Source organism: Arthrobacter sp. TJ-240 (genome assembly GCF_058269195.1).
The window spans coordinates 905,618-928,569 of record NZ_JBZCNG010000001.1; the positions used below are offsets into that span (position 1 = coordinate 905,618).

Here is a 22,952-nt window from a genome sequence, read left to right on the forward strand (position 1 = left end):
GGCGCGGCGCCGGGGCAGGATCAGCTGCTGTAGGTGGACGTCGCACCCAGCCCGACGGCGAGGATCACGAAGAAAATGATCCCCGCGAGGATCGCCAGTGCGTAGAGGATGGTGGTGATCCAGCCGAGCACCTTTCCCACCGTCGCGGGCACGCCGAGCCGTTCGGCCTTCCGTGCCTGCCAGATCGCGAGCGGCCCGAGGACGATGCCCGCCACGAACAGCCCCACGATCCCGAGGATCAGGGAGAGCTGCGCGGCCTTCTCGCCCTCCATCGATGCGTAGGAGGGCTGGTAGGACCGGTAGGGCCCTGTCTGGTAGTCGCCCGCCTGGTATCCACCCGCCTGGTATCCACCTGTCTGGTAGTCGCCCGCCGTCGAGGACTGCTGGTACGGCTGCTGGTACGGCTGCGTGGGCTGGTAGGGCCGGCTGCCGTAGGCGCCGCCGTCGGACGGGCCGTCGGACGGGCCGTCGGACTGGTTCTCGGAGCCCCCTGTGGAGGGGCGCTCGCCGGGATACGGATCCTGGGACATCGTGGTTCTCCTGGTTCAGCTGGGCGGGGGCCCCGAAGCAGCCGCTCCGGGGCACCATCATCTCCTGTTCCGGGCGTCGGCGCACCCCGGCCGGCGCGACCTGCCACGCCCTGCCGGCGACCTCCAGGCGAACTACACAGTGACCCGCTGCTCCGTGCGGAGGCGGGAGTGACGGTAGCCGTACGCGAAATAGATGACGAAACCCACCACGAGCCAGCCGGCGAAGAACACCCACGTGATGGTGGCCAGGTTGAACATCAGGTACAGGCACAGTGCGGCCGACGCGATCGGGATGACCTTGCCGAAGGGGACGCGGAACGCGGGCGTGAGGTCCGGGCGCCTGCTGCGCAGCACGATGATCCCGAGGCTCACCGTGATGAACGCGGTCAGGGTGCCGATATTGATCATCTCGGCGAGTACCTCCACCTGGGTGAACCCGGCCAGGAGCGCGACCACGACGCCGCAGAGGACCTGCGTGCGCGCCGGCGTCGCGTGCTTGTCCGAGGTGCGGCTCAGCCCGCGGGGCAGGAGGCCGTCACGGCTCAGGGCGAAGATCACGCGGGCGAGGCCCATGAGCAGCACCATGATGACGGTGGTCAGGCCGATCAGGCTGCCGAGGGAGATGATGCCGGCCGCCCAGTCGGCGCCGACGAGCTGGAAGGCGGTCGCGAGCGACGGCGACCCCGAGGCCCCGAGCTCCGTATACGACACCATGCCGGTGACCACGAGGGTCACCAGGATGTAGAGGACGCTCACCACGGCGAGCCCGGCGAAGATGCCGCGCGGGAGGGTGCGGCTCGGGTTCTTGACCTCCTCCGCGGAAGTGGCGACGACGTCGAACCCGATGAAGGCGAAGAACACGAGTGCCGCACCCGAGATGATCCCGGTGAAACCGAAGGCGGCGGGGGAGGCGCCGCTCAGGAAGGAGAGGAAGGGCTGGTCGGCCCAGCCGGCTCCGCTGTCCGCCGCGGGCTGGGAGGCGGGGATGAACGGCGTGTAGTTCTCGGGACGGACGTAGAAGAACCCGACCACGATCACGAACAGCACGATCGCGATCTTGATGACGGTGAAGACGCTGTTGACCCGGGCCGAGAGCTTGGTGCCGTAGATCAGCACGGCGGTGAACACCGCGACGATCAGCAGCGGCCCCCACGTCAGGTCGAGGCCCAGGAGGCTGATCTCGGCGGGGACGTCGAGGTCCAGGGCGGTGAAGAGATCGCTGAGGTAGACGCCCCAGAACTTCGCGATGACGGCGGCCGCCATCAGCAGTTCGAGGATCAGGTTCCAGCCGATGATCCAGGCGAGCAGCTCGCCCATGGTGGCGTAGGTGAACACGTAGGCACTGCCGGCCACCGGGATCGCGGTGGCGAACTCGGCGTAGCACATGATCGCGAGGGCGCACGTGATGGCCGCCAGCACGAAGGAGATGGTCACGGCCGGGCCGGCATTGAAGGCGGCGGCCTGTGCGCCCACTGAGAAGATCCCCGCCCCGACGGCGACGGCGACGCCCATGATCATGAGGTCCCAGGTGGTGAGGGAACGCTTGAGACCGTGCCCCTTCTCATCGGAGTCCTTGAGCGACTGTTCGACGGACTTGGTCCGGAAGAGGTCCATGGAGGTGCTGGTCCTTAGCTGGGTAGGCATGGGTGGGGGACCGGTGATGCGTCGCCGGTCCCTGTCGAGGATAGGGACACGGCGGGGCCCGCCGCACCTTCGTTACGGTGCGGCGGCACGTTCCCTTCTGCGTCCGGAGCGGTCAGGCCTCCCGCTTCGACAGAGCGTGGCGAGGGCTGTCAGGGTTCATGAGCGAGTGCTTGCGGCCGTAGAAGAAGTAGATGAGCAGGCCGATCACGAGCCAGATGCCGAACCGCACCCACGTCTCCCAGTGCAGTTGCAGCATCAGGAACAGGGACGAGAGGACGCCGAAGGCGGGCACGATCGGCATGAGCGGCAGTTTGAAGGTGCGCGGGACCTCGGGCCGGGTGCGGCGCAGCACGATCACCGCGATGCAGACGACGACGAACGCCGCGAGGATGCCGATGTTGGTGAGGTCCGCGACGGCCCGGATGGGGAACACCCCGGCGAGCAGGGCCGAGGCGATACCGGCGATCCAGGTGACCCGCTGCGGGGTGCCGTGGCGGTCCGTCGTGGAGAACCAGGCCGGCAGCAGGCCGTCGCGGCTCATCGAGAACCAGACGCGGGTCACGCCGAGGAGGAAGGTCAGCATGACGGTCAGGATCGAGATCACGGCGAAGGCCGAGATGACGGTCGCGACGACGGGAAGGCCCACGGACTGGAAGGCCGAGGCGAAGCCTGCCGTCGGGCTGATGTCCTCGTAGTTCTGCATGCCCGTGAGCACGAGGGTCGCCAGCACGTAGAGGGTCATCGCGATCGCCAGGGACAGGAGGATGGCTTTCGGCATGTGCTTCTTGCCGTCCGTCGCCTCCTCGGCCGCGGTGCTCATGGCGTCGTAGCCGAAGACCGCGAAGAACACGGTGGCGGCACCCGTGAACACGGCGCCGAAGCCCGACGGGAGGAACGGCGAGTAGTTCTCCGCGTTGACGTAGAAGAAGCCGAGGCCCACGATCCCGAGGATGAGCAGGATCTTGAGGCCCACGGCGATGAGCTCGAACCGGCCGAAGGTCTTGGTTCCGCGGCTGAGGATGAACGTGATGATCAGGCACACCACGATCGCCGGCACGTTGACCAGGCCGCCCTCGATGGTGTCCGGGGTGCCCTGCATCCAGGTGGGGACGGTGATGCCGATCCCGGACATGAACTCGGTGAAGTACCCCGAGATGCCGATCGCGACGACCGCCACGATCGCGATGTACTCGAGCAGGAGGTCCCAGCCGATGAACCAGCCGATGATCTCGCCCAGGGCCACGTAGCCGTAGGTGTAGGCGGAGCCGGCACGCGGGATCATCCCCGCGAACTCCGCGTAGGACAGCGCGGCGGCGGCGCTCGCGAGGCCGGCGATGAGGAACGAGATCAGCACGGCCGGGCCCACCGGCTCGCCGTCCTCCCCGCCGTTGGCCACGAGGCCGGCGAGGGTGAAGATGCCCACGCCGATGATGCCGCCCACGCCGATCGCGGTCAGCTGCCACAGTCCGAGGCTCTTGAACAGGCCGGTGCGGCCCGTCTCGTCCTCGACGTAGTCGATGGGCTTGCGCCGCATCACCGACCGGGTGGCCTGTACGCCTGAGGTCTTCGACATCATCGTCCTTTCCGGGGAGGGGATGCGCTGTCCTCCCAGCAAGTATGAAGCCGGCTGCCGATCAGCGGAACCCGATTCTCAGGGTCGGACCGGGCGTTCGCGACGCAGTGCGTCCAGGACGAGATCCAGGTATCGTTCGAACCCGGTCGGCTGCTCGGCCGGGTCGGCGGACTCGGCGGACTCGGCAGGCCCTGGCGGTCCGGGGGCGAGCGAACCGAGCATGCGGATGAGCGCCACCAGGTCCTGTCCCGTGAGATCCGTCCGCGCGGCGCCGTCGTCCCTGAGCCGGCGCGCCAGTTCCTCGGCGGCGGGCGTGATGCGCAGGCGGAGCAGGGCTAGCCCGGCCGAGATGAAGCGGTGGTCGTGCAGGAGTTCCCGCAGCCCCCGGTCCTCCACCTGCATGCGGGCGGCGGCTCCGACGAAGAGCCGCGCGGCCGCCCACGGGTCGTCGAGCCGGAGCGCGGCCGCGGCGGCGGCGTCGACGTCCACGATGCGCTGCTCCAGGATCGCCTCGATCAGCGTGCGACGGTCCGGGAACCTGCGGTACACCGTGCCGACCCCCACACCGGCCGCCCGGGCGATGTCCTCGAAGCTGCAGTCCGCACCGTGCTCGGCGAACATCTGCCGTGCCGCCGCGAGGACCACCTCACGGTTGCGCCGGGCGTCCCGCCGCAGGGGTCGCCCGGAGGCCTCTGCTCCGGCGGTGGCCTCAGGTGGCTGCGGCACGCGGGGCCGCCCGGTGCAGCCGGAAGGTCAGGAAGAGCCGGTGGACGGTGATGACGACGGCGAGCCAGGCGATCCCGAGGGTCCATGCCACCAGGACATCGGTGAGCCAGTGGTGGCCGAGGTAGACGCGGCTGAGCCCCATGGTCACCGCGAACAGGATGGCGAGCGCGACCGTGAGCCCACGGGTGCGCTTGCGGTGCTGCCGCAGCACGAGCAGGTACGCGACGACACCGGCGATGACGAGGGCGTTCAGCGAATGCCCGCTCGGGAACGACGGCGACGACTCGTAGGGCGGGACGGCGAGCTCGATCGGAGGGCGCAGCCGGCCGATGGCGTCCTTGCCCGCGACGGTCATCAGCAGGGACCCGAAGGCGGCCGCCGGCAGGAGGATCACGGGGGACCACGATCTGCGGCTCACCGCGAGGAGCACCATGATCGACACGGCGAGGATGGGCATGCCGATCGGCCCGCCGATGTTCGTGTAGCCCGTGATGAAGGCGTTGAGCCAGTCCTGGCGCAGCGAGACGGCGAGGTCCAGCGCCGGGCGGTCGAGGGCGGCGACGCCGTCCGACTCCACGACCGCCTCGTACACCTCGGCCGAGACGGCCGTCAGGGCGGCGGCGATCCCCCCGCCGATCCCGATGAGCAGCAGCAGGGCCCCGTGCGGTCCCGCCCAGCGGGCGAGCGGTCGGACGAACCGCACGAGGAGGCGGCCGATCGGCGACTCCCAACGGGTGAGGTCCCGTGGTCCTACGTACTGGTCCTGGTGGGCTGGCATCCATCGACTCTATGCCGCCGGCCCGCGCGGCAGCACACCCTCGACGCAGCGGGAGGCGGTTTGCGCCGATCGCACACGCGTGTCCTCCCCGGCCACTAGGCTGACGGCATGACCGAGCCAGGCCTCATCCGCGACCTCGTGCGCGGCGTCCCCGTGTTCCCCGACGACATGCCGCCCTTCGACCCGCAGGCGGCGCCGGACTCCCCGGTGGACCTGTTCGTCGAGTGGCTGACCCGCGCCGTCGAGGACGGCATCGCGGCGCCGCACGCGGTGACACTCTCCACCGTGGGCGACGACGGCCTGCCCGACGCACGCGTGGTGATCCTCAAGGACCTTACCCGGTCCGGCTGGCAGGTGGCCTCCAGCGCGGACAGCCCCAAGGGGCGGCAGCTGACGGCGCACCCCTCCGCCGCGCTCTCGTTCTTCTGGCCTGCAGCGGGCCGGCAGGTGCGGATCCGAGGGGCGGTCTCGATCGGCACCACCGAGGAGAACGACGCCGATTTCCAGCGCCGGCACCCCGTGGCCCGGGCCCTCGTGCTGGCAGGGTCGCAGAGCTCGGTGCTGCGCAGCAGGGACGAGCTCGACGCCGCCGTCGCGGACCAGGTGGCGCGCATCGAGGCCACGGACGGCCTCGCGTCGACCACGTGGACGGTCTTCACCGTGGCGCCGGACGCCGTCGAGTTCTGGCAGGCGGACCAGGAACGGCGCCACACCCGCCTGTTGTACACGCGGTTCGGCGAGGGCTGGCGCCGGGAGATGCTCTGGCCGTAGGCGTCCCGGGCGACCCGGGCGCCGTCAGGCGGCCTCGTCGACCACCGGCTCCCCGACGCGGACGCGCAGCGCGTGCACGAAGTCGAGCTTCGCGATGACGGCGGGCGGCAGGACGAACGGGTACAGGTCGTTGGCGCCCATGCTGCGGTTGACCTGGTTCAGGGCCACCGAGAGCGGGATCCAGGTCTCGCGGACCACCTCGCCGAAGTCCTCGGAGCTGTTCGGTCCGGGGCCTTCGGCGAGCCCGTACTGCAGGGCCGTGTCCACGGTGTCGCAGATGTGCAGGTAGTGGGCGAACGTCTCGGCGAAGTCCTCGTAGGGATGCATGGTGGCGTACGTCGAGATGTGCTCCCGGCGCCAGTCCTCGGGCGCGCCCTCCGCGTAGTGGCGCTTGAGAGCGTCCTGGTAGCTGGCGCGGTCGTCGCCGAAGATGCTGCGGGCCCGTTCCGTCAGGGCCGGATCGGAGAAGACGAGCGTGCCCTCGAAGTAGTGGCCGGTCTCGTGGCGGAAGTGCCCCAGCATGGTGCGGTAGGGCTCCTCGAGCTTGGCCCGCATCTTCTCGCGGTGCGAGTCGACGGTCTCCGCCAGATCGATGGTGATCAGGCCGTTCTGGTGCCCGATGATCACCTTCTCCTCGACGCTGGAGAGCAGGTCGAAGGCGAGCCCGCGCGCGGGGTTCTGGTTGCGGTCCTCGATCGGCAGGCCGAGCACGTCCAGCTCGTAGACGAGGTGCCGCTTGGACCGCTCGGCATCGAGGAACTGCGCCAGCCCGGTGGTGTCGTGGTCGTCCGGGCGGCTGCGGGTGAGGTTGCAGCTGAAGCATTCGTCGCCCTCCTCCCGCACCAGCCACGTGCACCCCGAGAGTGTGAGGTTGACGCAGCGGCGCAGGGACAGGCCCTCGAGGTCCCGGTACACGCCGTCGTCGTCCAGCGGCGCGATGACGCGCTCGCCGCGGTGGAACCCGAGCTGCGTGCCGCAGGCGAGGCAGCGGGAGTTCTCGAAGAACAGGGGCGCCGAGCAGACGGCGCAGGTGAAGCGTTGCATGGGTTCCTGGTTCTGTGTGGTGTCTGTGTGGTGTCGGGGTGGTGTCGGGGGACGGCGGGCGGTCAGCCGAAGAACACGATACGGATCAGCGCCGCGGTGCCGATGACGAGGATGGTGGCGCGCAGTGCGAGGGGGGAGAGCCGCCGGCCCACCCGGGCGCCGAGGAATCCGCCGAGGGTGGCCCCGACGGCGATGATGAGCACCAGCGCCCAGTTGATCGAGCTCCACGCGAACACCATGAACGTGACAGCCGCGACGCCGTTGACGGCGGTGGTCAGGACGTTCTTGATGGCGTTGATGCGCTGGAGGCTCTCGATGGTGACCATGCTCATCAGGCCGACGATGAGGATGCCCTGCGCCGCCCCGAAGTAGCCGCCGTAGACCCCGAGGACGCCGATGCCGGCGAGCAGGATCAGCGAACGGCGCCGGGAGGGCGCAGCATCAGCGGCGGCGTCGCCCGCCTTCGCGGCGGCCGCGCGCTGCACGCGCGGCGCCAGCGCGACCATGGCGAGGCCGATGATGATGAGGACGGGCACGATCGCCTGGAAGGCCGCCGCCGGGAGCACGAGCAGCAGCAGTGCGCCGCCCAGCCCGCCGAGCACCGACAGCGGCAGCAGCTTCAGGAGGAGCCGCCTGTTGGCGGCGATCTCCCGGCGGTACCCCCACGAGCCGGACAGCCCGCCGCCCACGAGGCCGATGTTGTTCGAGATGTTGGCGACGATCGGCGGGTAGCCGAAGAGCAGGAGGGTCGGGAAGGTCACGAGCGTCCCGGAGCCCACCACGACGTTGATCATGCCTGCCCAGAAACCGGCGGCGAGGATCACAGCGATCTCGAGCAAGCGGGGGTCCTCTCACGTCCGGGGAGGGCGCGCAGCGCTCCGGCGGAAGGGGCGCCCCCGGCAAGGATATGCCCGAACGGCCTCGGGTCGGGACCGGTCGCGTCAGTGCCCGAACTCGTCCGAGTCCACGATCTCCGCGTCGCCGGTGTCCAGGGTGTAGAGGCGGGCGAGTTCTGCGCCCGAGAGCTCGAAGTCGAAGATGTCGAGGTTCTCCGCCAGGCGCCGGGGATCGGAGGACTTCGGGATGGCGACCATGCCCTGCTGCACGTGCCAGCGCAGCACCACCTGCGCCGGCGTCCGGCCGTGCGCCTCGGCGATCGCCACCAGTCCGGGCTCGTCGAGGAGTCCGCCGCCCTGGCCCAGAGGGCTCCAGGATTCGGTCACGATGCCGTGCTCGTTGTGGAAGGCGCGTTCCTCGATGCGGGGCCGCTGGGGGTCCAGCTGGATCTGGTTCACGTCGGGGACGATCCCGGCATCGATGACCTGCTGGAGGTGTGCAGGCTTGTAGTTGGAGGTACCCACGGCGCGGACGAGCCCTTCCTCCAGCAGCGCGGCGATGCCCTGCACGGCCTCCACGTGGCGGCCCTGGCCCGGGTTGGGCCAGTGCACGAGCAGGAGGTCGATGTAGTCGAGGCCCAGTAGCGCGGTGCTCGCCTCGAAGGCGCGCCGGGCGCCGTCCCTGCCGTGGTGTTCGCGGTTGAACTTGGTGGTGACGAACAGTTCCTCGCGGGGCACGCCGGAGCGGCGGATCCCCTCGCCCACGCCCTTCTCGTTGCGGTAGTTCTCGGCGGTGTCGATCAGCCGGTAGCCGGTCCCGATCGCTCGATCCACGGTGTCCGCTGCGCCGGCGTCGTCCAGCGGCCAGGTTCCGAGTCCGAGGAGGGGGAGATGGGCGCCGCTGCGCAGCTGGACGGTGGGGGCCGTTGCCATGGGGGAACTCCTGCTCGGGGGACGGTGTCCGCACCAGCCTTTCCCGTCGGCACCTGCGGCGTCAACCGATCAGGCCCTGTATCTCCGTCATGGAGATATATTCTTGGCGTGTCCCCAGGGCGCCGAGCGCCGGAAAGAGGCATGCCATGCTGCACCGCGTCCCCGCCGTGTGCGCCGCCGTCGCGCTCATCGCCACGCCCCTGTGGCTCTTTGCCACGAACCCCGCGGTAGCGAGGTCGCACCCGCTGCTGCCCTTGCTCCTGATCGCGGCGCTCGTCGTCGGACTCGGCGTGGCGGCGCTGACGCTCCGGGCAGCGAGGAAGCCTCCGCCGGCCCGACGGCGCCCGGTACGGGCGGGGCTCGGCGCGCTGGCGGCCATCGGACTCATGGCGGCACTCGCATGGCTCGAGCCCTTCGCCGTGACGGGTGGACAGGGCGCTGCGGTGGACCTGTCAGCGGTGGCCGGCTCCCCGGTCGGGGTGGAACTCGTCGAGGACGCCACGTCCATCACGCTGACGCCCTCCGAAGGGTCCTCGCGCGGTCTCGTCTTCTATCCCGGGGCGCGCGTCGAGGCTCTCGCCTACGTGCCGCTCCTGGCTCGTGTGGCGCAGGAGGGGACCACGGTCGTCCTCCTGAAGGAGCCGCTCGGCATCGCCCTGCTCCAGACGGGGCAGGCGCGCTCCGCTCTGGACGCGCATCCGGAGATCACCGAGTGGGCTGTGGGCGGCCATTCCCTCGGCGGCGTCTCGGCCTCCGTCGTCGCGGCCGGGAACGACGACGTGGACCGGCTGCTGCTCTGGGCGTCCTACCCACTCGACGACCTGTCCGGCAGCGGCCTGGACGTCCTGTCCGTCAGCGGGTCGCAGGACGGTCTCACGACCCCGTCCGACATCGATGCCTCGCGGCGGCTGCTGCCGGCCGACGCCCGCTTCGAGGAGATCAGCGGGGGAGTGCATGCCTTCTTCGGCGACTACGGGGACCAGCCCGGCGACGGGGTCGCCACGACGGACCGGCGGACGGCGCAGGACGAGATCGTCGCGGTGACGAACGAGTTCCTCGGGGACTAGCCGACGAGGCCTCGGTGGTGGAGATCCGGCCGGGCGGCGCGGGCCTCGGTCGTGCCGCTGTAGGTGGCCCGGGGTGGACGGCCGGCGGTGCCGCTCGCGAGCAGATCGTCGATCAGTTCGTTGACGGCGCCCGCGATGCAGTCGCGTTCCCCGCGCGTCAGCGGGATGAGCCCGTGGAGGTAGGCGTCGACCTCCAGTTCGTCGAAGAAGCCGCCGGAGTCGAGGTAGGGCAGGTACACCTCGCCGAGGGGCAGGGAGGATGGCGTCAAGGCGACGTGATCGCGGCATCAGGATCCGTTCAAGCCGAAGGGCCGGGAAGCGCTTCGGCGGAGATATAGTAAGGCTACTTAATTTCCCATCGGGAAAGAATGCGCCTATAGTTTCGGGAAGGGCCTAGCAGCGGGCCATTGAACCACCATCGTGGAGCTGACCATGGAAACAACCTCTTTCGTCGATTACCGTCCCCAGTCCGCGCAGCCGACCGACGTGGACCAGGCGGGGTGGGGTGCCATTCCCCGGATCTCGCCCAGCCCCCTCGCTCGCACCGAGGACGCGGAATTCCCCGAGGACCTGTCTGTCGCCTCGACACGCCAGCTGCGCGTCCTGTGCAACCAGACCTACCGCCTGATCGATCGGGATTTCCCGCCGATGGAGGCAGTGCACCACTACGAACTGCTGGTCGAGGAGATCGAGCGGCGCGAGGTGAAGGCGGAGGTCCGTTCCGCTCCCGTGAGGACCCGCAGCGGATTCCGCGACAACTCCCTGTTCGCCCGCTTCGAGCTGTTCAGCGACGGCACGATGGTCGGGCACGTCAAGTACGAGATGAAGGGTTCGCACGCGGTCCTGATCCAGTCCGTCGTGGACCCGCGCTTCGACGCCGTCGACGTCGAGCCGGCCCTCATCCGCCAGGTCCTGCTCAACGCCCACAAGCGCCGCATCGCCGTGGTCCCCTACTGCCCGCGCGTCCGCGAGTTCCTCACGGAGTTCCCGCAGTACCGTGCGCTTCTTCCGGTGGACCAGCGCAGGCGACTCGAAGCGACACTGCGCGTAGCGGAGGCCCACTAGCCGGCACCTGGCGGCGCCGTCGGGAATCGCCGTCCTGCAGGGGCCGCCGCCGGTCCGACCGGTGGCGGCCCCTGCCGGCAGGTGCGGAGCGGTCAGGGGCGCACGAGCATCTTGCCGGTGTTCGCGCCGTTCATCATGTCCAGAAAGGCGTGGACGGCGTTCCCGATGCCGTCGACGACCGTCTCGTCGAACACCACGCTCCCGTCGGCGAGCCACCCCGTCATCTTCTCCGCGAACTCGCCCTGCAGGTCCTGGTGCTGGCCGACGATGAATCCCTCGAGCTTCAGGGAGTTCTTCACGAGGTTGGCCAGATTGTCGGGGCCCGGGGTGCGCTCCGTGGCGTTGTACTGGGAGATGGCGCCGCAGAGTGCGGCACGGCCGCCGCGATTGAGGCGGTCCAGGGCCGCCTCGAGGTGATCCCCGCCCACGTTGTCGAAGTAGACGTCGATGCCGTCGGGTGTGACGCTCCGCAGCTGCTTCCGGACGGGAGCGTCCTTGTAGTTGAATGCGTCGTCGTACCCGTACTTCTCCTTGAGGAGTGCCACCTTCTCGTCCGACCCGGCCGAGCCGATGACCCGTGATGCGCCGAGCTTGCGGGCCACCTGCCCCGCGATGGAGCCGACGGCACCGGCTGCTCCGGAGATGAAGACGATCTCCCCCTCCTTCAGCCCGGCCACGCGCTTCAGTCCTGCGTAAGCGGTGAGCCCGGTCATGCCGGCGGCGCCGAGGAAGACCGACAGGGGCAGGTCCGTCTCCGGGAGGGCGGAGAAGTGGTCGGCGGGTCCCTGCGCGAGGTCGCGCCAGCCGAAGCTGTGGAGGACCGCGCTGCCCACGGGAAGCGCGTCGGAGGTCGACTCCACGACCCTGCCCACCGCACCTCCCGTCATGGTCTCGCCCAGCTCGAACGGCGGGATGTAGGACTTGGAGTCGCTCATCCGGCCACGCATGTAGGGGTCGACGGACACGTACTCGTTGCGGACGCGCACCTCGTTGGTCCCGAGCGCGGCGAGTTCCACCTCCACCGTGGCGAAGTCCTCGACGGTGGGAACGCCGACGGGGCGCGAGACGAGCTGGATCTGGGTGCTGGTGGTCATGACTGCTCCTGGTGCTGGATCGATTCCTCGTGGATTGTGTCCTGCCCACCACAACGGTTGAAACGGAGGGGATATTCCGTTTCGACCGCCGAGGATCCGTCGACGGCCATGTTACCAATGAGTAACATAGCGGCATGCACCTGATCTTCCGCACGATGCTGCAACTGTTCGTCTCCGGCAGGCGACCCGCCCTCGGTATCTGGGATTCCGGCAGCATCCCCTTGCGCGTCCTCCTGACGGACATCGACATCGCGATGCACATGAACAACGGCATGTACTTCTCGGTGTTCGACCTCGGGCGTTTCGACCTCATGGTCCGCAGTGGTGTCTGGCGGATGATGCGTGCCCGCCGGTGGAGTCCCGTCGCGGCGGGAGAGACGATCAGCTTCCGCAAGTCGCTCCAGCTCGGCCAGCGGTACTCCGTCGAGACCCGCATTCTCGGCCTCGACGAGCGCGCCATATACTTCGAGCAGCGTGCCGTGTCCGACGGCGAGATCTACGCCCGCGCCGTGATCGCCACGCGGCTCGTCTCCGATGAAGGCCCGGTCGGCAATGAGGACATCATCTCGGCCTTTGGTGCGCCGCCCGAGGGTCTCGTGCTGCCCGAGTGGATCCATGAGTGGCGCCTCAACAACACGCTTCCGAGTACGCGCAGGCCCGCACCGCATTCCTGGTGAGCGCGCACCCTTGTCTCGACCGCGCTTTGTCAACTAATGTTGACGCATGGAGGTGGAGCGCATGAAGACACTCGTCGGCTCGATGGACGGGAAGGGGCCCGCGGAATCGCTGCGGGCGATCGCCGAGCTGCACCGGGAGGTGGGCAGGGCGGAGGCCGGCCTCGTGCGCGGTGCGCGCCAGGCCGGACTGTCGTGGGAGGCCATCGCCCAGAGCCTGGGCGTGAGCAAGCAGGCGGTGCACCGCAAGTACGGCAAGCGGTAGGAGCGCCGGGACACGACAGGGGGAGCGGCCCGCCTCCCCCTGTCCTGTCGTGTCCTGTGCCGGCCGCGTTTTACCGGGCAGTCTTCGTCGTCCGGCCGCGCATCAGGTGCTGGATCCCGTAGAGGGCGAGCCCGAGGGCCAGGAGGATCCCGGCGCGGAGCCAGATCTCGCCGGTCTGCTGTGTGAGCAGCAGGAGGCAGGACGCGATCGCGAGGTACGGGAAGATGGCCGGGATGCGGAAGTGCCGGTGGTCCACCGTGTCCTTCCGCAGCACGATCACTGCGATGTTGGTGCTGAGGAACACGAACAGCAGGAGCAGGACGACCGTCTGCGAGAGCGACTCGAGCCCGCCCGTGAGCGTCAGCGCCATGGCCACGAGGGTGGTGGCGATGATCGCGACCCAGGGGGTGCGGCGGTTGGGGAGCACGCGGGCGAACACCGATGGGAACAGCCCCTGCTCCGCCATCCCGTAGGTCAGGCGGCTGGACATGATCATGGTGAGCAGGGCGCCGTTTGCGACGGCGATGAGGGCCACAAGGCTGAAGAGCCAGGGAGGGATCCCCGCGCCGGTCGCCGCGACGACGTCGAGCAGGGGTGAGCTCGAGCCGGCGAGCTGCTCGGGGGCGAGCGCCGCGGAGGACGCGAGGCCGATCAGGAGGTACACCACGCCGGCCGTCAGGAGGGCGCCGAAGAGGGCACGGGGGTAGACGCGGCTCACGTCCTTGACCTCCTCGGCGACGTTCGCCGACACCTCGAAGCCGACGAAGGAGTAGTAGGCGATCAGGGCTGCGGACAGCGTCGCCGACGCCGCGCCCACACCGGGCGGGAACTCGGTGACGCGGGAGATGTCGCCGTTGCCGCCGCCCACGAAGATTCCGACGACGACGATGACCAGTACCAGGCCGGACACCTCGATGACGGTCATGACCACGTTGCTGCGGACCGATTCCTTGATGCCGCGCATGTTCAGCAGGGCCAGCAGGACGAGGAACACCAGGGCCGCGGGCACGGCCGGGACGTCGATGAAGGTGGTGAGGTACCCGCCGGCGAAGGCCTGGGCGAGACCCGCCGCGCTCGTCACGCCGGCGGCGAGCATGCAGAACCCGACGAGGAACGAGATGAGCGGCTTCCCGAACGCGCGTTCGGCGAAGACGGCGGCACCACCGGCCTTCGGGTACTTCGTGACGAGTTCGGCGTACGAGCCGGCGGTCAGCAGGGCCAGGGCCAGGGCCACCAGGAGGGGAACCCAGATGGCACCGCCCACCTGCTCGGAGATCACGCCGACGAGCGCGTAGACGCCCGCGCCCAGGACGTCGCCGAGGATGAAGAGGTACAGCAGCGGCCCCGAGATGCCGCGCTTCAATCTGGTGTCGGGAACCTGCTCAGTGGTGGCCATAGGGGTCATTCTATGGCGAGAACACTAAGCCTGCTGGCTATTCGGGTCCGGCCCCTACCACTCGGCGCGCCAGGAACGCCACCTGCCGCGGAAGAGTGTCCGGCAGGTGTGATCCAAAGCATACTTGCCTGTATCAACCATGGCCGGGATCGGCCGATCATGCTATGGAGAGGGCATCGATGAGCTGGCTGGACCGCGAGAACACCATCGCACCACCGGGATACAACCGCTGGCTCATCCCGCCGGCAGCGCTCGCCGTCCACCTGTGCATCGGTCAGGCGTATGCCACCAGCGTGTACAAGACCGCGCTGACGGCCCACTTCGACGCCACCCTCACCCAGATCGGTATCATCTTCTCGATCGCGATCGTGATGCTCGGCCTGTCCGCGGCCGTGCTCGGTACCTGGGTGGACCGCAACGGCCCCCGCAAGGCGATGGCCGCCTCCGCCGTGTTCTGGACCTCGGGCTTCCTCGTGGGCGCGCTCGGCATCTTCACCGGCCAGTTGTGGCTCGTCTACATCGGGTACGGCTTCATCGGCGGGATCGGCCTCGGCATCGGCTACATCTCGCCGGTGTCCACGCTGATCAAGTGGTTCCCCGACCGCCCCGGCCTCGCCACCGGCATGGCCATCATGGGCTTCGGTGGCGGCGCCCTCATCGCCAGCCCGCTGTCCACGCAGCTGCTGCGCGTGTACGACCCGGACTCCGGGGCCGAGGGCTGGGTGGCCAGCGGCGACGCCGTCGGGAAGCTGTTCCTCACGCTCGCCGCGGTCTACTTCGTCTACATGATGTTCGGCGCCCTCACCATCAAGGTGCCGGCCGACGGCTGGAAGCCCGAGGGCTTCGACCCCTCGCAGCTGAAGTCCAAACCGCTGGTCACCACCGACAACGTGTCCGCCGCCAATGCGATCAGGACCCGCCAGTTCTGGCTCGTCTGGATCGTCCTGTTCTGCAACGTCACGGCCGGCATCGGCATCCTCGAGCAGGCGTCCCCGATGATCCAGGACTTCTTCCGCGGCGCGGACGGCACCACGGCGGTGACCGTCGCCATCGCCGGCGGGTTCGTGGGCCTGCTCTCGATCGGCAACATGGGCGGGCGCTTCGTGTGGTCCACGACGTCGGACATCATCGGGCGCAAGCGCATCTACATGGTGTACCTCGGCGGGGGCGCCGCTCTCTACCTGGTACTGGCGCTGGCCGGATCCTCGACGACGCTCCTGTTCGTCGTCCTGGCCTTCGTGATCATCTCCTTCTACGGCGGCGGGTTCGCCACCGTCCCCGCCTACCTGCGCGACCTGTTCGGGACGTACCAGGTCGGCGCGATCCACGGCCGGCTGCTCACCGCGTGGTCTGCCGCCGGCATCGCGGGGCCACTGATCGTCAATGCGTTCCTCGACGCCCAGGGCACGCCGGGCGAGCTGACCGCCGGCGCCTACCAGCCCGCGCTGCTCACCATGGTGGGACTGCTGATCGTCGGCTTCATCGCCAACCTGCTCATCAAGCCCGTCGACCCCCGCTTCCACGAGCCGGTCAAGGGCGCACAGCGCGAATCCGTGAAGGAGGCCTGACATGACCGGAGTACGCATCGCCGCCGCCTGGGCACTTGTAGGAGTGCCCCTCGCCTACGGTATCTTCCAGACCCTGACCCGCGTCGCGGCCCTGTTCGGCGGCTGAGCCGGCCGGGCCGGGCCGGGACGGACGGGAGCGCCGAGGGGAAGGGAGACATATGGCTATTGACCATAGCCATATGGGGATACATACTAGCTTCATGACTCCCTCCCCTTCCGCCTCCGCCCCTGCGACCCTGTATCTCGCCCGCCCTGACGGGCGCGTCGCGTACGACCTCCAGGGCTCCGGCCCGCTCGTCGTCCTCGTGCCCGGGATGGGGGAACTGCGCTCGTCGTACCGCTTCCTGGCGCCGGTGCTCGTCGCTGCCGGTTACTCGGTCGCCAGCAGCGATCTCCGCGGTCACGGTGACAGCGATACCACCTTCTCCGCCTACGGTGACGTCGAGACGGCAGGCGACATCCGGGCGCTGATCGCCCACCTCGGCGGGTCGGCAGTCGTCGTCGGCAACTCCATGGCCGCCGGAGCGGCGGTCATCGTCGCCGCCGACCATCCCGACCTGATCGACGGACTGGTGCTGGTCGGCCCGTTCGTGCGGAACCCGCCGACCAATGCCGTCGTCCGCGGGATGTTCCGCGCCATGATGGCCCCGGCGTGGATCGCGACCGTATGGAAGGCCTACATGCCCACCCTCTACGCCGGCCGCAAGCCCGATGACTTCCAGGAGTACCGGAAGGCGGTCGTGGCGAGCCTCAGGCGCAAGCCCTACGGCAGGGCGTTCTCGTTCACCACCCGGCAGACCGACCACGATCCCGTCGAGGCCAAGCTCGGTGCGGTGACCGCCCGGACGATGGTGATCATGGGTGAGAAGGACCCCGACTTCAGGGACCCCGCTGCCGAGGCCCGCTTCGTCGGTGACGCCCTTCGGGCGGAGGTCGTCATGGTCGCCGATGCCGGCCACTACCCCCAGGCCCAGCAGCCCGACGTGACTGCGGACGCCGTCCTGCGCTTCCTCAGGACCGTGCAGCATGCCTAGGGCCGGTCTCTCCCGCGACCGGGTGGTGGAGGAAGCCGAGCTGATGGTCGACGAGGTGGGCCTCCACCGGTTGACGCTCGCGGCCCTGGCCGGACGGCTCGGAATCCGCCAGCCCTCGCTCTACAAGCACCTCGACTCGATCGCGGGACTGCATCGCGACATCTCGGTCCGCGCGAAGCGCGACCTCGGCGAGGTCCTGGCCCGCGCCGCGGTCGGCCGCTCCGGCGCGGCCGCCATCCACGCCATGTCCCAGGCCTACCGGGACTGGGCGCGGGAGCACCCCGCCCGCTACGAATCCTCGCAGCGGCCGCCCTCACCGGGCGACCTCGAGGACGAGGCCGTGTCGCTCGCAGGTATCCAGGTCATCGCCGACGTCCTCTCCGGGTACGACCTGGCGGGCGACGACGCCGTGGACGCGATCCGGGCCTTCCGCTCCTCCCTGCACGGCTTCGTCCTCCTCGAGACCACGGGATCGTTCGCCATGAGCGCGGACATCGACCGCAGTTTCGAACGCCTCGTCCACGGTTTCACCGTCGCCCTCACGCAGTGGACCGACCCGACCGGCCCGGAAGCCGCCCCGACACCCGATCGGCGAGGAACGGCTACCCCATGAGCGAAGGAGACCACCCGGGCCCGCACCCCACGAGCACGCAGCAGATGGACGCGGTCGAGCGGGGCGAGCTCCCCCCACTGGACCGGGTACGCGACGACGTCTGGGCCCTGGCCCAACCCATGCCCGGCGGCCACCTCGCCTACTCCTTCACCTATCTGCTGCGGGGCACGGACGGCGGTGTCCACGTCGTCGACCCCGGCTGGGATTCCGACGACAACTGGAGCCGCCTCACCACGGCCCTCGCGGAGATCGCCCCCGCCGCGCCCGGGAACGGCACATCCGGGGCCGACGCCGTCACCGGCATCACGGGCACGCACCTCCATCCGGACCACGTGGGCATGGCCGCCCGCCTGCGGGCCGCATCCGGCGCGCCGCTCGCGATGCACGCGCTGGAGCGCCGGGCGCTCGAGCGGCGCAGCGTCCGCCGCGTCGATACCGCCGCGCACCTCGGACGCCTGGCGGACTGGGGTGTACCGGAGGAGCGCCGCGGGGAGCTGGCCCAGGACGTGGACCGGTCGCCCGAGGGGCTGGTGCTCGCCGTCGACCGGGAGTTCGACGACGGGGACCTCCTGCCCGTTCCCGGCTTCCGGGTCACAGTGATGTCCACCCCCGGCCATACCGCCGGGCACCTCTGCCTGCGTGACGACGACCGCGGTCTCCTCTTCACCGGCGACCACGTGCTGCCGACCGTGTTCCCCGGCCTCGGACTCGGGGGAGCGACGCCGTCGAACCCGCTGGCCGACTACCTCGCGTCCGTGGAGCGGATCCTGCCCTATGGCCGGTACGAGGCGGCGCCCGGGCACGGCTACCGGTTCACGGGCCTCCGCCGGCGGGCCATCCGGTGCGCCGGGCACCAGCTGGCGCGTGCCCGGGAGGTGGCCGCCGTCATCGAGGAGGAGCCGACCGTGTGGGGCATCGCCTCGCGCCTGACCTGGACCGCGGGCTGGGACGGTCTGCACGGGTTCCAGCTGCTCTCCGCGCTGTCCCAGACCGAGATGCACCGGGATTTCGTCCGGCGGCACGGGCTGCCCTGAGCCTCGACATCTTCGAACTTTTCCGGCCAGGACCTCCCTGAGTGCCTCCGGCATCTATACGCTTCCTCCATGGACGCAGCAGCAGATACGGACGGGGTGGACTTCGACCGCGCCATCGAGGTGCTGGAGGAGCAGACGAGCGTGCTGTGGCGCCGCGAACGGACCACGTCCCACGCGCTCGCCAAGAACGTGCACCCGGAGATGGAGCCGGCAGCCTACGGCGTCCTGACCCTGCTGCAGCGGGAGGGGTCGCTCCGAGCCACCGACATCGCCACGAGCATCGGGGTGGGCAAGCCGTCGGTGAGCCGCCAGCTCGGCGCGCTGGAGCGGCTCGGCCTGGTCAGCCGCCAGCTCGACCCGTCGGACGCCCGCTCGCAGCGTGTCCTGCTGACCGCCCGGGGGCAGCAGCAGCTGGCCGCCGCCCAGGCTGGCCGCCGCACGGCCTTCACCGCGCTGATGCGCAGCTGGGACAGGGGCGACGTCGAGACGCTCGGACTGCTGATCGCCCGGCTGAACAGCGCCTACAAGAAGGACACCTGGTAGTGGATCAGCCCTCGGTCCACCCCGCCCCTTCGCGGAAGACCCCCACGCGCTGCCCCGAGCGGGCATCGAGGGAGTCGGCGGGATCATCGAACAGTTCACCGGCGTCCGCCTTGCTGTGCCGGAGGAGCTGCTCGGCCTCGGCCCGCGCGTCCTCGACCGTTCCGGCGGCGATCCGGCTGCGTGCGGGCAGTGTGTCGAGATGCACCACCCGCTCGGCGGTCTCACCCAGCGGGATCGTGACGCCGTCACCATCGTCGTCGAGCGGCACGTCCGCCCCGCCGCTCTCCGCAGGGACGACGTACTCCAGGAAATAGGCCATGTCCCACGGTCGCACCGGGGTCCGTGCCGCTGCCAGCCGGACCCCCGGGCGCGCGCAGGCTTGCCGGACCCTCCCCGGACTGGTATCCGCGGCGGGCACGGGGTCCGGCCGGTGCCGTCAAATCGGCGGAGGCGGTGCGGGGCGGATGCACCGGCTGCTCCCGCGTGCCTAGATTGGAGCCATGGCAGATACGACGCAGCATGAAGAAGACGCCCCGGTGGCGTCCACACCCCTCGAGCAACTCGCCGAAGCCCACCGGGTGGGCACCACCTTCAAGGGGTGGGACGGCCGGCCTGCGCGCGTCACGCCGGAGACGCTCGTCACCGTCCTCGCCGCGCTCGGCGTCGACGCCTCGTCCGACGCCGCGATCGGGCAGGCGCTGACGGACGTCGAGGACGGCCCGTGGCGCTCGGTGCTCCCCACCGTCGTCGTGGTGCGTCGGAGCGATATCGACCCGGTGGTCCTGCACTTGCCGGTGGGCGCCGAGGTGGAGTTCTGGGCCGTCGACGAGGACGGGGTCCACTACACCGGCACCGTCGGCGACGCGACAGGGGGCCGGACGGTCGACGGGCAGGCTCTCGAACAGCGGCAGGGCACACTGCCGCACGCCCTGCCGCTCGGCTGGCACACCGTCCATGCAAGGGTGGACGGGCGGGAGACCTCCTCCACCTTCGTGGTCACGCCGGACCGGCTGAGCACGACGGCGGCGCTCAGGAAGCACCGCACGTGGGGCCTCATGGCGCAGCTCTACTCCGTCCGCTCCGCCGAGTCGTGGGGCATCGGGGACCTCTCCGACCTCGGGCGGCTGGCCCAGGCCGCAGCCGCACACGGCGGCGGTTTCGTCCTGGTCAACCCCCTGCATGCCGCCGAGCCCGTGCCTCCCGTGGAACCGTCCCCGTACCTGCCCACGACGCGGCGCTACTTCCATCCCCTCTACCTGCGTATCGAGGACATCCCCGAGTACGCGAGGCTCGACGACGCCGCCCGGGCGAGGATCAGCGCCCTCGCCGCCGGATTCGCCGCGGCGAACACCGCCACGGACCTGCTCGACCGCGACTCCTCCTACACCGCGAAGCTCGAGGCACTGGAACTCGTCTTCGCCCACCCGCGCCCCGAGCAGCGCCAGCACGATTTCGACGCGTACCGCGCACACCAGGGGCAGGGCCTTGCCGACTTCGCCCTCTGGTCCGCGCTCGCCGAGACCTACCCTCCGGGCGCGCCGGAGTGGGACGACGTCGGCCGGCCGGGGTCGGCGAGCGCGCGGGAGTACGCGGAGCGCCACGCCGCCCGGATCGAGTTCCACGAGTGGCTGCAGTGGCTCCTCGACGAGCAGCTGCAGGAGGCCCAGCTCGAGGCCACGGGTGCGGGGATGCGGATCGGCGTGGTGCACGACCTCGCCGTGGGCGTCCATCCGAGCGGCGCCGACGCGTGGTCGCTGCAGGACGTGCTCGCGTCGGGCATCAGCGTGGGTGCGCCGCCGGACATGTTCAACCAGCACGGTCAGGACTGGAGCCAGCCGCCGTGGCACCCCGAGCGCCTCGCAGCGTCCGGGTACGCGGCGTTCCGCGACATGCTCCGCAACATCCTCCGCCACGCGGGCGGCATCCGGGTGGACCACATCCTGGGCCTGTTCCGTCTCTGGTGGATCCCGCAGGGCGCGGCGCCGGGCGCCGGAGCGTACGTCTACTACGACCACAGGGCGCTGATCGGCATCCTGGTACTGGAGGCCGAGCGGGCCGGGGCGGTCGTGGTGGGCGAGGACCTCGGCGTCTTCGAGCCCGGCGTGCAGGAGTACCTCGGCGAGCGGGGCGTCTTCGGCACCTCGATCCTCTGGTTCGAGCAGGACGAGGACGGCCCCCGGCCGCCCGAGGCCTACCGCGAGGGCTGCCTGACCACGGTGACGGTGCACGATCTCCCGCCGAGCGCGGGCTACCTCGCCGGCGAGCACGTGGCGCTGCGCGAGAAGCTCGGGCTGCTCAGCCGCCCCGTGGCGGAGGAACAGGCCGAGGACCGCGCCGTCCAGGAGAAGTTCCTCGCGCTCCTGCGGCAGCGCGGCCTCCTGGAGGGCGCGTCACCGGACGTCCGGCAGACCGTCGAGGCGCTCCATGCCTTCATAGCGCAGACCCCCTCGGTGCTGCTGGGCGTGGCACTCGCCGACGCGGTCGGTGAACGCCGCACCCAGAACCAGCCGGGCACCAACGACGAGTACCCCAACTGGCGCATCCCCCTCGCCGACGCCGACGGCAAGGCGGTCCTCGTCGAGGACCTCGCCGGGAACGAGCGGTTCGCCTCGCTCGTCGCGTCGCTGGGTGTCCCGGCGGACGGGGAAGTCGCAGAGCCAGTCCCCTGATGGCAAGCACAATCTGATGCCGCGGGCCGTCCGCGCCGCATGATCGGATGGAGGGATGGACAAACTGGGAACGTACGACGTCGTCATCGTGGGTGGAGGGGTGTCCGGACTGAGTGCCGCACTCGTCCTCGGGCGGGCCAGGCGGAGTGTTCTGGTGGTCGATGCGGGAACGCCGCGCAACGCTCCGGCCGGGGCTGCCTACGGATTCATCACGCGGGACGGGGCGGCACCCGATCAACTCGTCGCGCTGGGACGGCAGGACCTCGCGCCGTACGGTGTGGAGTTCCTCGAGGGCACCGCCGAGGGAGCCCGGAAGGTCCGGGAGGCGTGGTCCGTCACCACCTCGGACGGCGCGTCGGCCGAGGGGCGGCACCTCGTGCTCGCCACGGGGCTGCGTGACGTCCTCCCCGAGGTCCCGGGCGCACGGGAGGCGTGGGGCCGCGGCCTGCTGCAGTGTCCGTACTGCCACGGCTGGGAGGTCAGGGACCAGCCTCTCGGTGTCCTGGGATCCTCGTCGAGCTCGCTCCACCAGGCGTTGCTGGTGCGGCAGTGGTCCGAGGACGTCACCTTCTTCCCCCACACCCTCGACCCCCTGACGGAGGACGACGAGCGGCGCCTGCGTTCTCGCGGTGTGAGGATCGCCGAGGGGCGCGTCGAGGCCCTCGTCCTGGCGGACGGGGACGACGGCGCGCCACGGGCCCTGCGCGGCGTCCGTCTGGAGGACGGTTCCGTACACCCCTGTTCGGCGGTCTTCTGCGAGCCCGGCTCCGACACCGGTCTACCGCTGATCGACGCACTGGGGTGCGCCCTGCGCGACGACGGCTGCGTGGTCACCGACGACATCGGGCGCACCTCGGTGGAGGGGGTCTGGGCCGTCGGCAACGCGGCTGACCCGGCCGCGCAGCTGGCGCCCGCCGCGGGCGACGCCTACCGGACCGCCGTCGCCGTCAACGCCCTGCTCGTCGAGGCCGACTGCGCCGCGTGCCTCGACGCGGAGGAAGCGGTGAGCGAGGGCGTCTGACACGCGTCGGCGTCGGACCTGCATCGGTGTCGGACATGCATCAGCGTCTGACACGCGTCGGCATCGGACCTGCA

General features: G+C 70.1%; 25 protein-coding genes. 13 read left to right on the top strand and 12 right to left on the bottom strand.

The window, feature by feature from the left end; genetic code table 11:
- Positions 1-20: 20 nt before the first annotated feature.
- The 5 genes from AC4D2C_RS04450 to AC4D2C_RS04470 all read right to left on the bottom strand — a co-directional run bounded on the left by AC4D2C_RS04450 (position 21) and on the right by AC4D2C_RS04470 (position 5,251).
- Positions 21-530 carry a hypothetical protein gene (locus AC4D2C_RS04450; RefSeq protein ID WP_490912911.1) on the bottom strand — a complete coding sequence of 170 codons (510 nt, stop codon included), beginning with the start codon at positions 528-530 and terminating at the stop codon, positions 21-23.
- Positions 531-662: 132 nt separating this feature from the next.
- Complete coding sequence (locus AC4D2C_RS04455; protein ID WP_490912913.1) at positions 663-2,144, bottom strand: APC family permease; 1,482 nt, start codon at positions 2,142-2,144, stop codon at positions 663-665.
- 142 nt (positions 2,145-2,286) lie between these two features.
- A complete protein-coding gene (locus tag AC4D2C_RS04460) occupies positions 2,287-3,747 on the bottom strand; it encodes an amino acid permease (protein WP_490908383.1) in 1,461 nt (486 codons plus the stop codon).
- Positions 3,748-3,825: 78 nt separating this feature from the next.
- Positions 3,826-4,473, bottom strand: coding sequence for a TetR/AcrR family transcriptional regulator (locus AC4D2C_RS04465; RefSeq protein ID WP_490912915.1), 648 nt, complete (start codon positions 4,471-4,473; stop codon positions 3,826-3,828).
- Positions 4,457-5,251 carry a phosphatase PAP2 family protein gene (locus AC4D2C_RS04470; protein ID WP_490912917.1) on the bottom strand — a complete coding sequence of 265 codons (795 nt, stop codon included), beginning with the start codon at positions 5,249-5,251 and terminating at the stop codon, positions 4,457-4,459. Before AC4D2C_RS04470 ends, AC4D2C_RS04465 begins: the two co-directional genes overlap by 17 nt.
- A 108-nt stretch (positions 5,252-5,359) precedes the next feature.
- Here AC4D2C_RS04470 and AC4D2C_RS04475 point away from each other — a divergent pair, with 108 nt between their 5' ends.
- The gene (locus AC4D2C_RS04475) at positions 5,360-6,022 is read left to right on the top strand and encodes a pyridoxine/pyridoxamine 5'-phosphate oxidase (RefSeq protein WP_490912919.1); all 663 of its coding nucleotides are present in this window, start codon (positions 5,360-5,362) and stop codon (positions 6,020-6,022) included.
- A 24-nt stretch (positions 6,023-6,046) separates the two neighbouring features.
- On the opposite strand, the gene AC4D2C_RS04480 is transcribed toward AC4D2C_RS04475, so the two are convergent.
- The 3 genes from AC4D2C_RS04480 to AC4D2C_RS04490 form a co-directional block, all read right to left on the bottom strand.
- Positions 6,047-7,066: a zinc-binding metallopeptidase family protein gene (locus AC4D2C_RS04480; protein ID WP_490912921.1), complete on the bottom strand. Its 1,020-nt coding sequence runs from the start codon at positions 7,064-7,066 to the stop codon at positions 6,047-6,049.
- A gap of 62 nt (positions 7,067-7,128) precedes the next feature.
- On the bottom strand, positions 7,129-7,905 hold the full coding sequence (locus tag AC4D2C_RS04485; protein ID WP_490912923.1) for a sulfite exporter TauE/SafE family protein: 777 nt from the start codon (positions 7,903-7,905) through the stop codon (positions 7,129-7,131).
- Between the two features lie 102 nt (positions 7,906-8,007).
- On the bottom strand, positions 8,008-8,835 hold the full coding sequence (locus AC4D2C_RS04490) for an aldo/keto reductase (RefSeq protein WP_490912925.1): 828 nt from the start codon (positions 8,833-8,835) through the stop codon (positions 8,008-8,010).
- A 146-nt stretch (positions 8,836-8,981) separates the two neighbouring features.
- Here AC4D2C_RS04490 and AC4D2C_RS04495 point away from each other — a divergent pair, with 146 nt between their 5' ends.
- On the top strand, positions 8,982-9,902 hold the full coding sequence (locus AC4D2C_RS04495; protein WP_490912927.1) for an alpha/beta hydrolase: 921 nt from the start codon (positions 8,982-8,984) through the stop codon (positions 9,900-9,902).
- On the opposite strand, the gene AC4D2C_RS04500 is transcribed toward AC4D2C_RS04495, so the two are convergent.
- Positions 9,899-10,171 carry a hypothetical protein gene (locus tag AC4D2C_RS04500; RefSeq protein ID WP_490912928.1) on the bottom strand — a complete coding sequence of 91 codons (273 nt, stop codon included), beginning with the start codon at positions 10,169-10,171 and terminating at the stop codon, positions 9,899-9,901. The genes AC4D2C_RS04495 and AC4D2C_RS04500 overlap by 4 nt on opposite strands.
- 163 nt (positions 10,172-10,334) lie before the next feature.
- Here AC4D2C_RS04500 and AC4D2C_RS04505 point away from each other — a divergent pair, with 163 nt between their 5' ends.
- Positions 10,335-10,967, top strand: coding sequence for a GNAT family N-acetyltransferase (locus tag AC4D2C_RS04505; RefSeq protein ID WP_490912930.1), 633 nt, complete (start codon positions 10,335-10,337; stop codon positions 10,965-10,967).
- Positions 10,968-11,059: 92 nt separating this feature from the next.
- On the opposite strand, the gene AC4D2C_RS04510 is transcribed toward AC4D2C_RS04505, so the two are convergent.
- Positions 11,060-12,061 carry an NADP-dependent oxidoreductase gene (locus tag AC4D2C_RS04510; RefSeq protein ID WP_490912932.1) on the bottom strand — a complete coding sequence of 334 codons (1,002 nt, stop codon included), beginning with the start codon at positions 12,059-12,061 and terminating at the stop codon, positions 11,060-11,062.
- A 134-nt stretch (positions 12,062-12,195) separates the two neighbouring features.
- Between AC4D2C_RS04510 and AC4D2C_RS04515 the strand changes: the two genes are divergently transcribed.
- Together AC4D2C_RS04515 and AC4D2C_RS04520 are read left to right on the top strand one after the other, a co-directional pair.
- Positions 12,196-12,738 (top strand): acyl-CoA thioesterase, encoded by a 543-nt coding sequence (locus tag AC4D2C_RS04515; RefSeq protein ID WP_490912933.1) that lies wholly within the window; start codon positions 12,196-12,198, stop codon positions 12,736-12,738.
- A 46-nt stretch (positions 12,739-12,784) separates the two neighbouring features.
- Positions 12,785-13,000, top strand: a complete 216-nt coding sequence (locus AC4D2C_RS04520) for an AsnC family protein (protein ID WP_490908371.1) — start codon at positions 12,785-12,787, stop codon at positions 12,998-13,000.
- Between the two features lie 70 nt (positions 13,001-13,070).
- Here the strand turns inward: AC4D2C_RS04520 and AC4D2C_RS04525 are convergent, their stop codons facing one another.
- The gene (locus tag AC4D2C_RS04525; protein ID WP_490912935.1) at positions 13,071-14,396 is read right to left on the bottom strand and encodes an APC family permease; all 1,326 of its coding nucleotides are present in this window, start codon (positions 14,394-14,396) and stop codon (positions 13,071-13,073) included.
- A 179-nt stretch (positions 14,397-14,575) separates the two neighbouring features.
- On the opposite strand from AC4D2C_RS04525, the gene AC4D2C_RS04530 reads away from it, so the two are divergent.
- The 6 genes from AC4D2C_RS04530 (at position 14,576) to AC4D2C_RS04555 (ending at position 19,188) form a co-directional block, all read left to right on the top strand.
- A complete protein-coding gene (locus AC4D2C_RS04530) occupies positions 14,576-15,964 on the top strand; it encodes an OFA family MFS transporter (RefSeq protein WP_490912937.1) in 1,389 nt (462 codons plus the stop codon).
- 1 nt (position 15,965) lies between these two features.
- On the top strand, positions 15,966-16,070 hold the full coding sequence (locus AC4D2C_RS04535; protein ID WP_490912939.1) for an MFS transporter small subunit: 105 nt from the start codon (positions 15,966-15,968) through the stop codon (positions 16,068-16,070).
- A gap of 94 nt (positions 16,071-16,164) precedes the next feature.
- Positions 16,165-16,998, top strand: coding sequence for an alpha/beta fold hydrolase (locus tag AC4D2C_RS04540; protein ID WP_490912941.1), 834 nt, complete (start codon positions 16,165-16,167; stop codon positions 16,996-16,998).
- Positions 16,991-17,611 carry a TetR/AcrR family transcriptional regulator gene (locus tag AC4D2C_RS04545; protein ID WP_490912943.1) on the top strand — a complete coding sequence of 207 codons (621 nt, stop codon included), beginning with the start codon at positions 16,991-16,993 and terminating at the stop codon, positions 17,609-17,611. Before AC4D2C_RS04540 ends, AC4D2C_RS04545 begins: the two co-directional genes overlap by 8 nt.
- Entirely contained in the window at positions 17,608-18,645 is a 1,038-nt protein-coding gene (locus tag AC4D2C_RS04550) for an MBL fold metallo-hydrolase (protein ID WP_490912944.1), read from the top strand. The genes AC4D2C_RS04545 and AC4D2C_RS04550 overlap by 4 nt, the downstream gene beginning before the upstream one ends.
- Positions 18,646-18,714: 69 nt before the next feature.
- On the top strand, positions 18,715-19,188 hold the full coding sequence (locus tag AC4D2C_RS04555; RefSeq protein WP_490908364.1) for a MarR family winged helix-turn-helix transcriptional regulator: 474 nt from the start codon (positions 18,715-18,717) through the stop codon (positions 19,186-19,188).
- 4 nt (positions 19,189-19,192) lie between these two features.
- On the opposite strand, the gene AC4D2C_RS04560 is transcribed toward AC4D2C_RS04555, so the two are convergent.
- Complete coding sequence (locus tag AC4D2C_RS04560) at positions 19,193-19,507, bottom strand: hypothetical protein (RefSeq protein WP_490912946.1); 315 nt, start codon at positions 19,505-19,507, stop codon at positions 19,193-19,195.
- Positions 19,508-19,688: 181 nt separating this feature from the next.
- Between AC4D2C_RS04560 and malQ the strand changes: the two genes are divergently transcribed.
- Positions 19,689-21,857 carry a 4-alpha-glucanotransferase gene (gene malQ, locus AC4D2C_RS04565; protein ID WP_490912947.1) on the top strand — a complete coding sequence of 723 codons (2,169 nt, stop codon included), beginning with the start codon at positions 19,689-19,691 and terminating at the stop codon, positions 21,855-21,857.
- Positions 21,858-21,912: 55 nt separating this feature from the next.
- Complete coding sequence (locus AC4D2C_RS04570; protein ID WP_490912948.1) at positions 21,913-22,878, top strand: NAD(P)/FAD-dependent oxidoreductase; 966 nt, start codon at positions 21,913-21,915, stop codon at positions 22,876-22,878.
- The last annotated feature ends 74 nt before the right edge of the window (positions 22,879-22,952 follow it).

Bases quoted from the DNA above. Each gene is read 5' to 3' on its own strand.
- AC4D2C_RS04545 (WP_490912943.1), top strand. From the start codon at position 16,991: ATGCCTAGGGCCGGTCTCTCCCGCGACCGGGTGGTGGAGGAAGCCGAG.
- AC4D2C_RS04570 (WP_490912948.1), top strand. From the start codon at position 21,913: ATGGACAAACTGGGAACGTACGACGTCGTCATCGTGGGTGGAGGGGTG.
- AC4D2C_RS04540 (WP_490912941.1), top strand. From the start codon at position 16,165: ATGACTCCCTCCCCTTCCGCCTCCGCCCCTGCGACCCTGTATCTCGCC.
- AC4D2C_RS04530 (WP_490912937.1), top strand. From the start codon at position 14,576: ATGAGCTGGCTGGACCGCGAGAACACCATCGCACCACCGGGATACAAC.
- AC4D2C_RS04560 (WP_490912946.1), bottom strand. From the start codon at position 19,507: ATGGCCTATTTCCTGGAGTACGTCGTCCCTGCGGAGAGCGGCGGGGCG.
- AC4D2C_RS04515 (WP_490912933.1), top strand. From the start codon at position 12,196: ATGCACCTGATCTTCCGCACGATGCTGCAACTGTTCGTCTCCGGCAGG.
- AC4D2C_RS04490 (WP_490912925.1), bottom strand. From the start codon at position 8,835: ATGGCAACGGCCCCCACCGTCCAGCTGCGCAGCGGCGCCCATCTCCCC.
- AC4D2C_RS04480 (WP_490912921.1), bottom strand. From the start codon at position 7,066: ATGCAACGCTTCACCTGCGCCGTCTGCTCGGCGCCCCTGTTCTTCGAG.
- AC4D2C_RS04550 (WP_490912944.1), top strand. From the start codon at position 17,608: ATGAGCGAAGGAGACCACCCGGGCCCGCACCCCACGAGCACGCAGCAG.
- AC4D2C_RS04495 (WP_490912927.1), top strand. From the start codon at position 8,982: ATGCTGCACCGCGTCCCCGCCGTGTGCGCCGCCGTCGCGCTCATCGCC.
- AC4D2C_RS04505 (WP_490912930.1), top strand. From the start codon at position 10,335: ATGGAAACAACCTCTTTCGTCGATTACCGTCCCCAGTCCGCGCAGCCG.
- AC4D2C_RS04470 (WP_490912917.1), bottom strand. From the start codon at position 5,251: ATGCCAGCCCACCAGGACCAGTACGTAGGACCACGGGACCTCACCCGT.
- AC4D2C_RS04535 (WP_490912939.1), top strand. From the start codon at position 15,966: ATGACCGGAGTACGCATCGCCGCCGCCTGGGCACTTGTAGGAGTGCCC.
- AC4D2C_RS04460 (WP_490908383.1), bottom strand. From the start codon at position 3,747: ATGTCGAAGACCTCAGGCGTACAGGCCACCCGGTCGGTGATGCGGCGC.
- malQ (WP_490912947.1), top strand. From the start codon at position 19,689: ATGGCAGATACGACGCAGCATGAAGAAGACGCCCCGGTGGCGTCCACA.
- AC4D2C_RS04510 (WP_490912932.1), bottom strand. From the start codon at position 12,061: ATGACCACCAGCACCCAGATCCAGCTCGTCTCGCGCCCCGTCGGCGTT.
- AC4D2C_RS04475 (WP_490912919.1), top strand. From the start codon at position 5,360: ATGACCGAGCCAGGCCTCATCCGCGACCTCGTGCGCGGCGTCCCCGTG.
- AC4D2C_RS04455 (WP_490912913.1), bottom strand. From the start codon at position 2,144: ATGGACCTCTTCCGGACCAAGTCCGTCGAACAGTCGCTCAAGGACTCC.
- AC4D2C_RS04525 (WP_490912935.1), bottom strand. From the start codon at position 14,396: ATGGCCACCACTGAGCAGGTTCCCGACACCAGATTGAAGCGCGGCATC.
- AC4D2C_RS04450 (WP_490912911.1), bottom strand. From the start codon at position 530: ATGTCCCAGGATCCGTATCCCGGCGAGCGCCCCTCCACAGGGGGCTCC.
- AC4D2C_RS04520 (WP_490908371.1), top strand. From the start codon at position 12,785: ATGGAGGTGGAGCGCATGAAGACACTCGTCGGCTCGATGGACGGGAAG.
- AC4D2C_RS04555 (WP_490908364.1), top strand. From the start codon at position 18,715: ATGGACGCAGCAGCAGATACGGACGGGGTGGACTTCGACCGCGCCATC.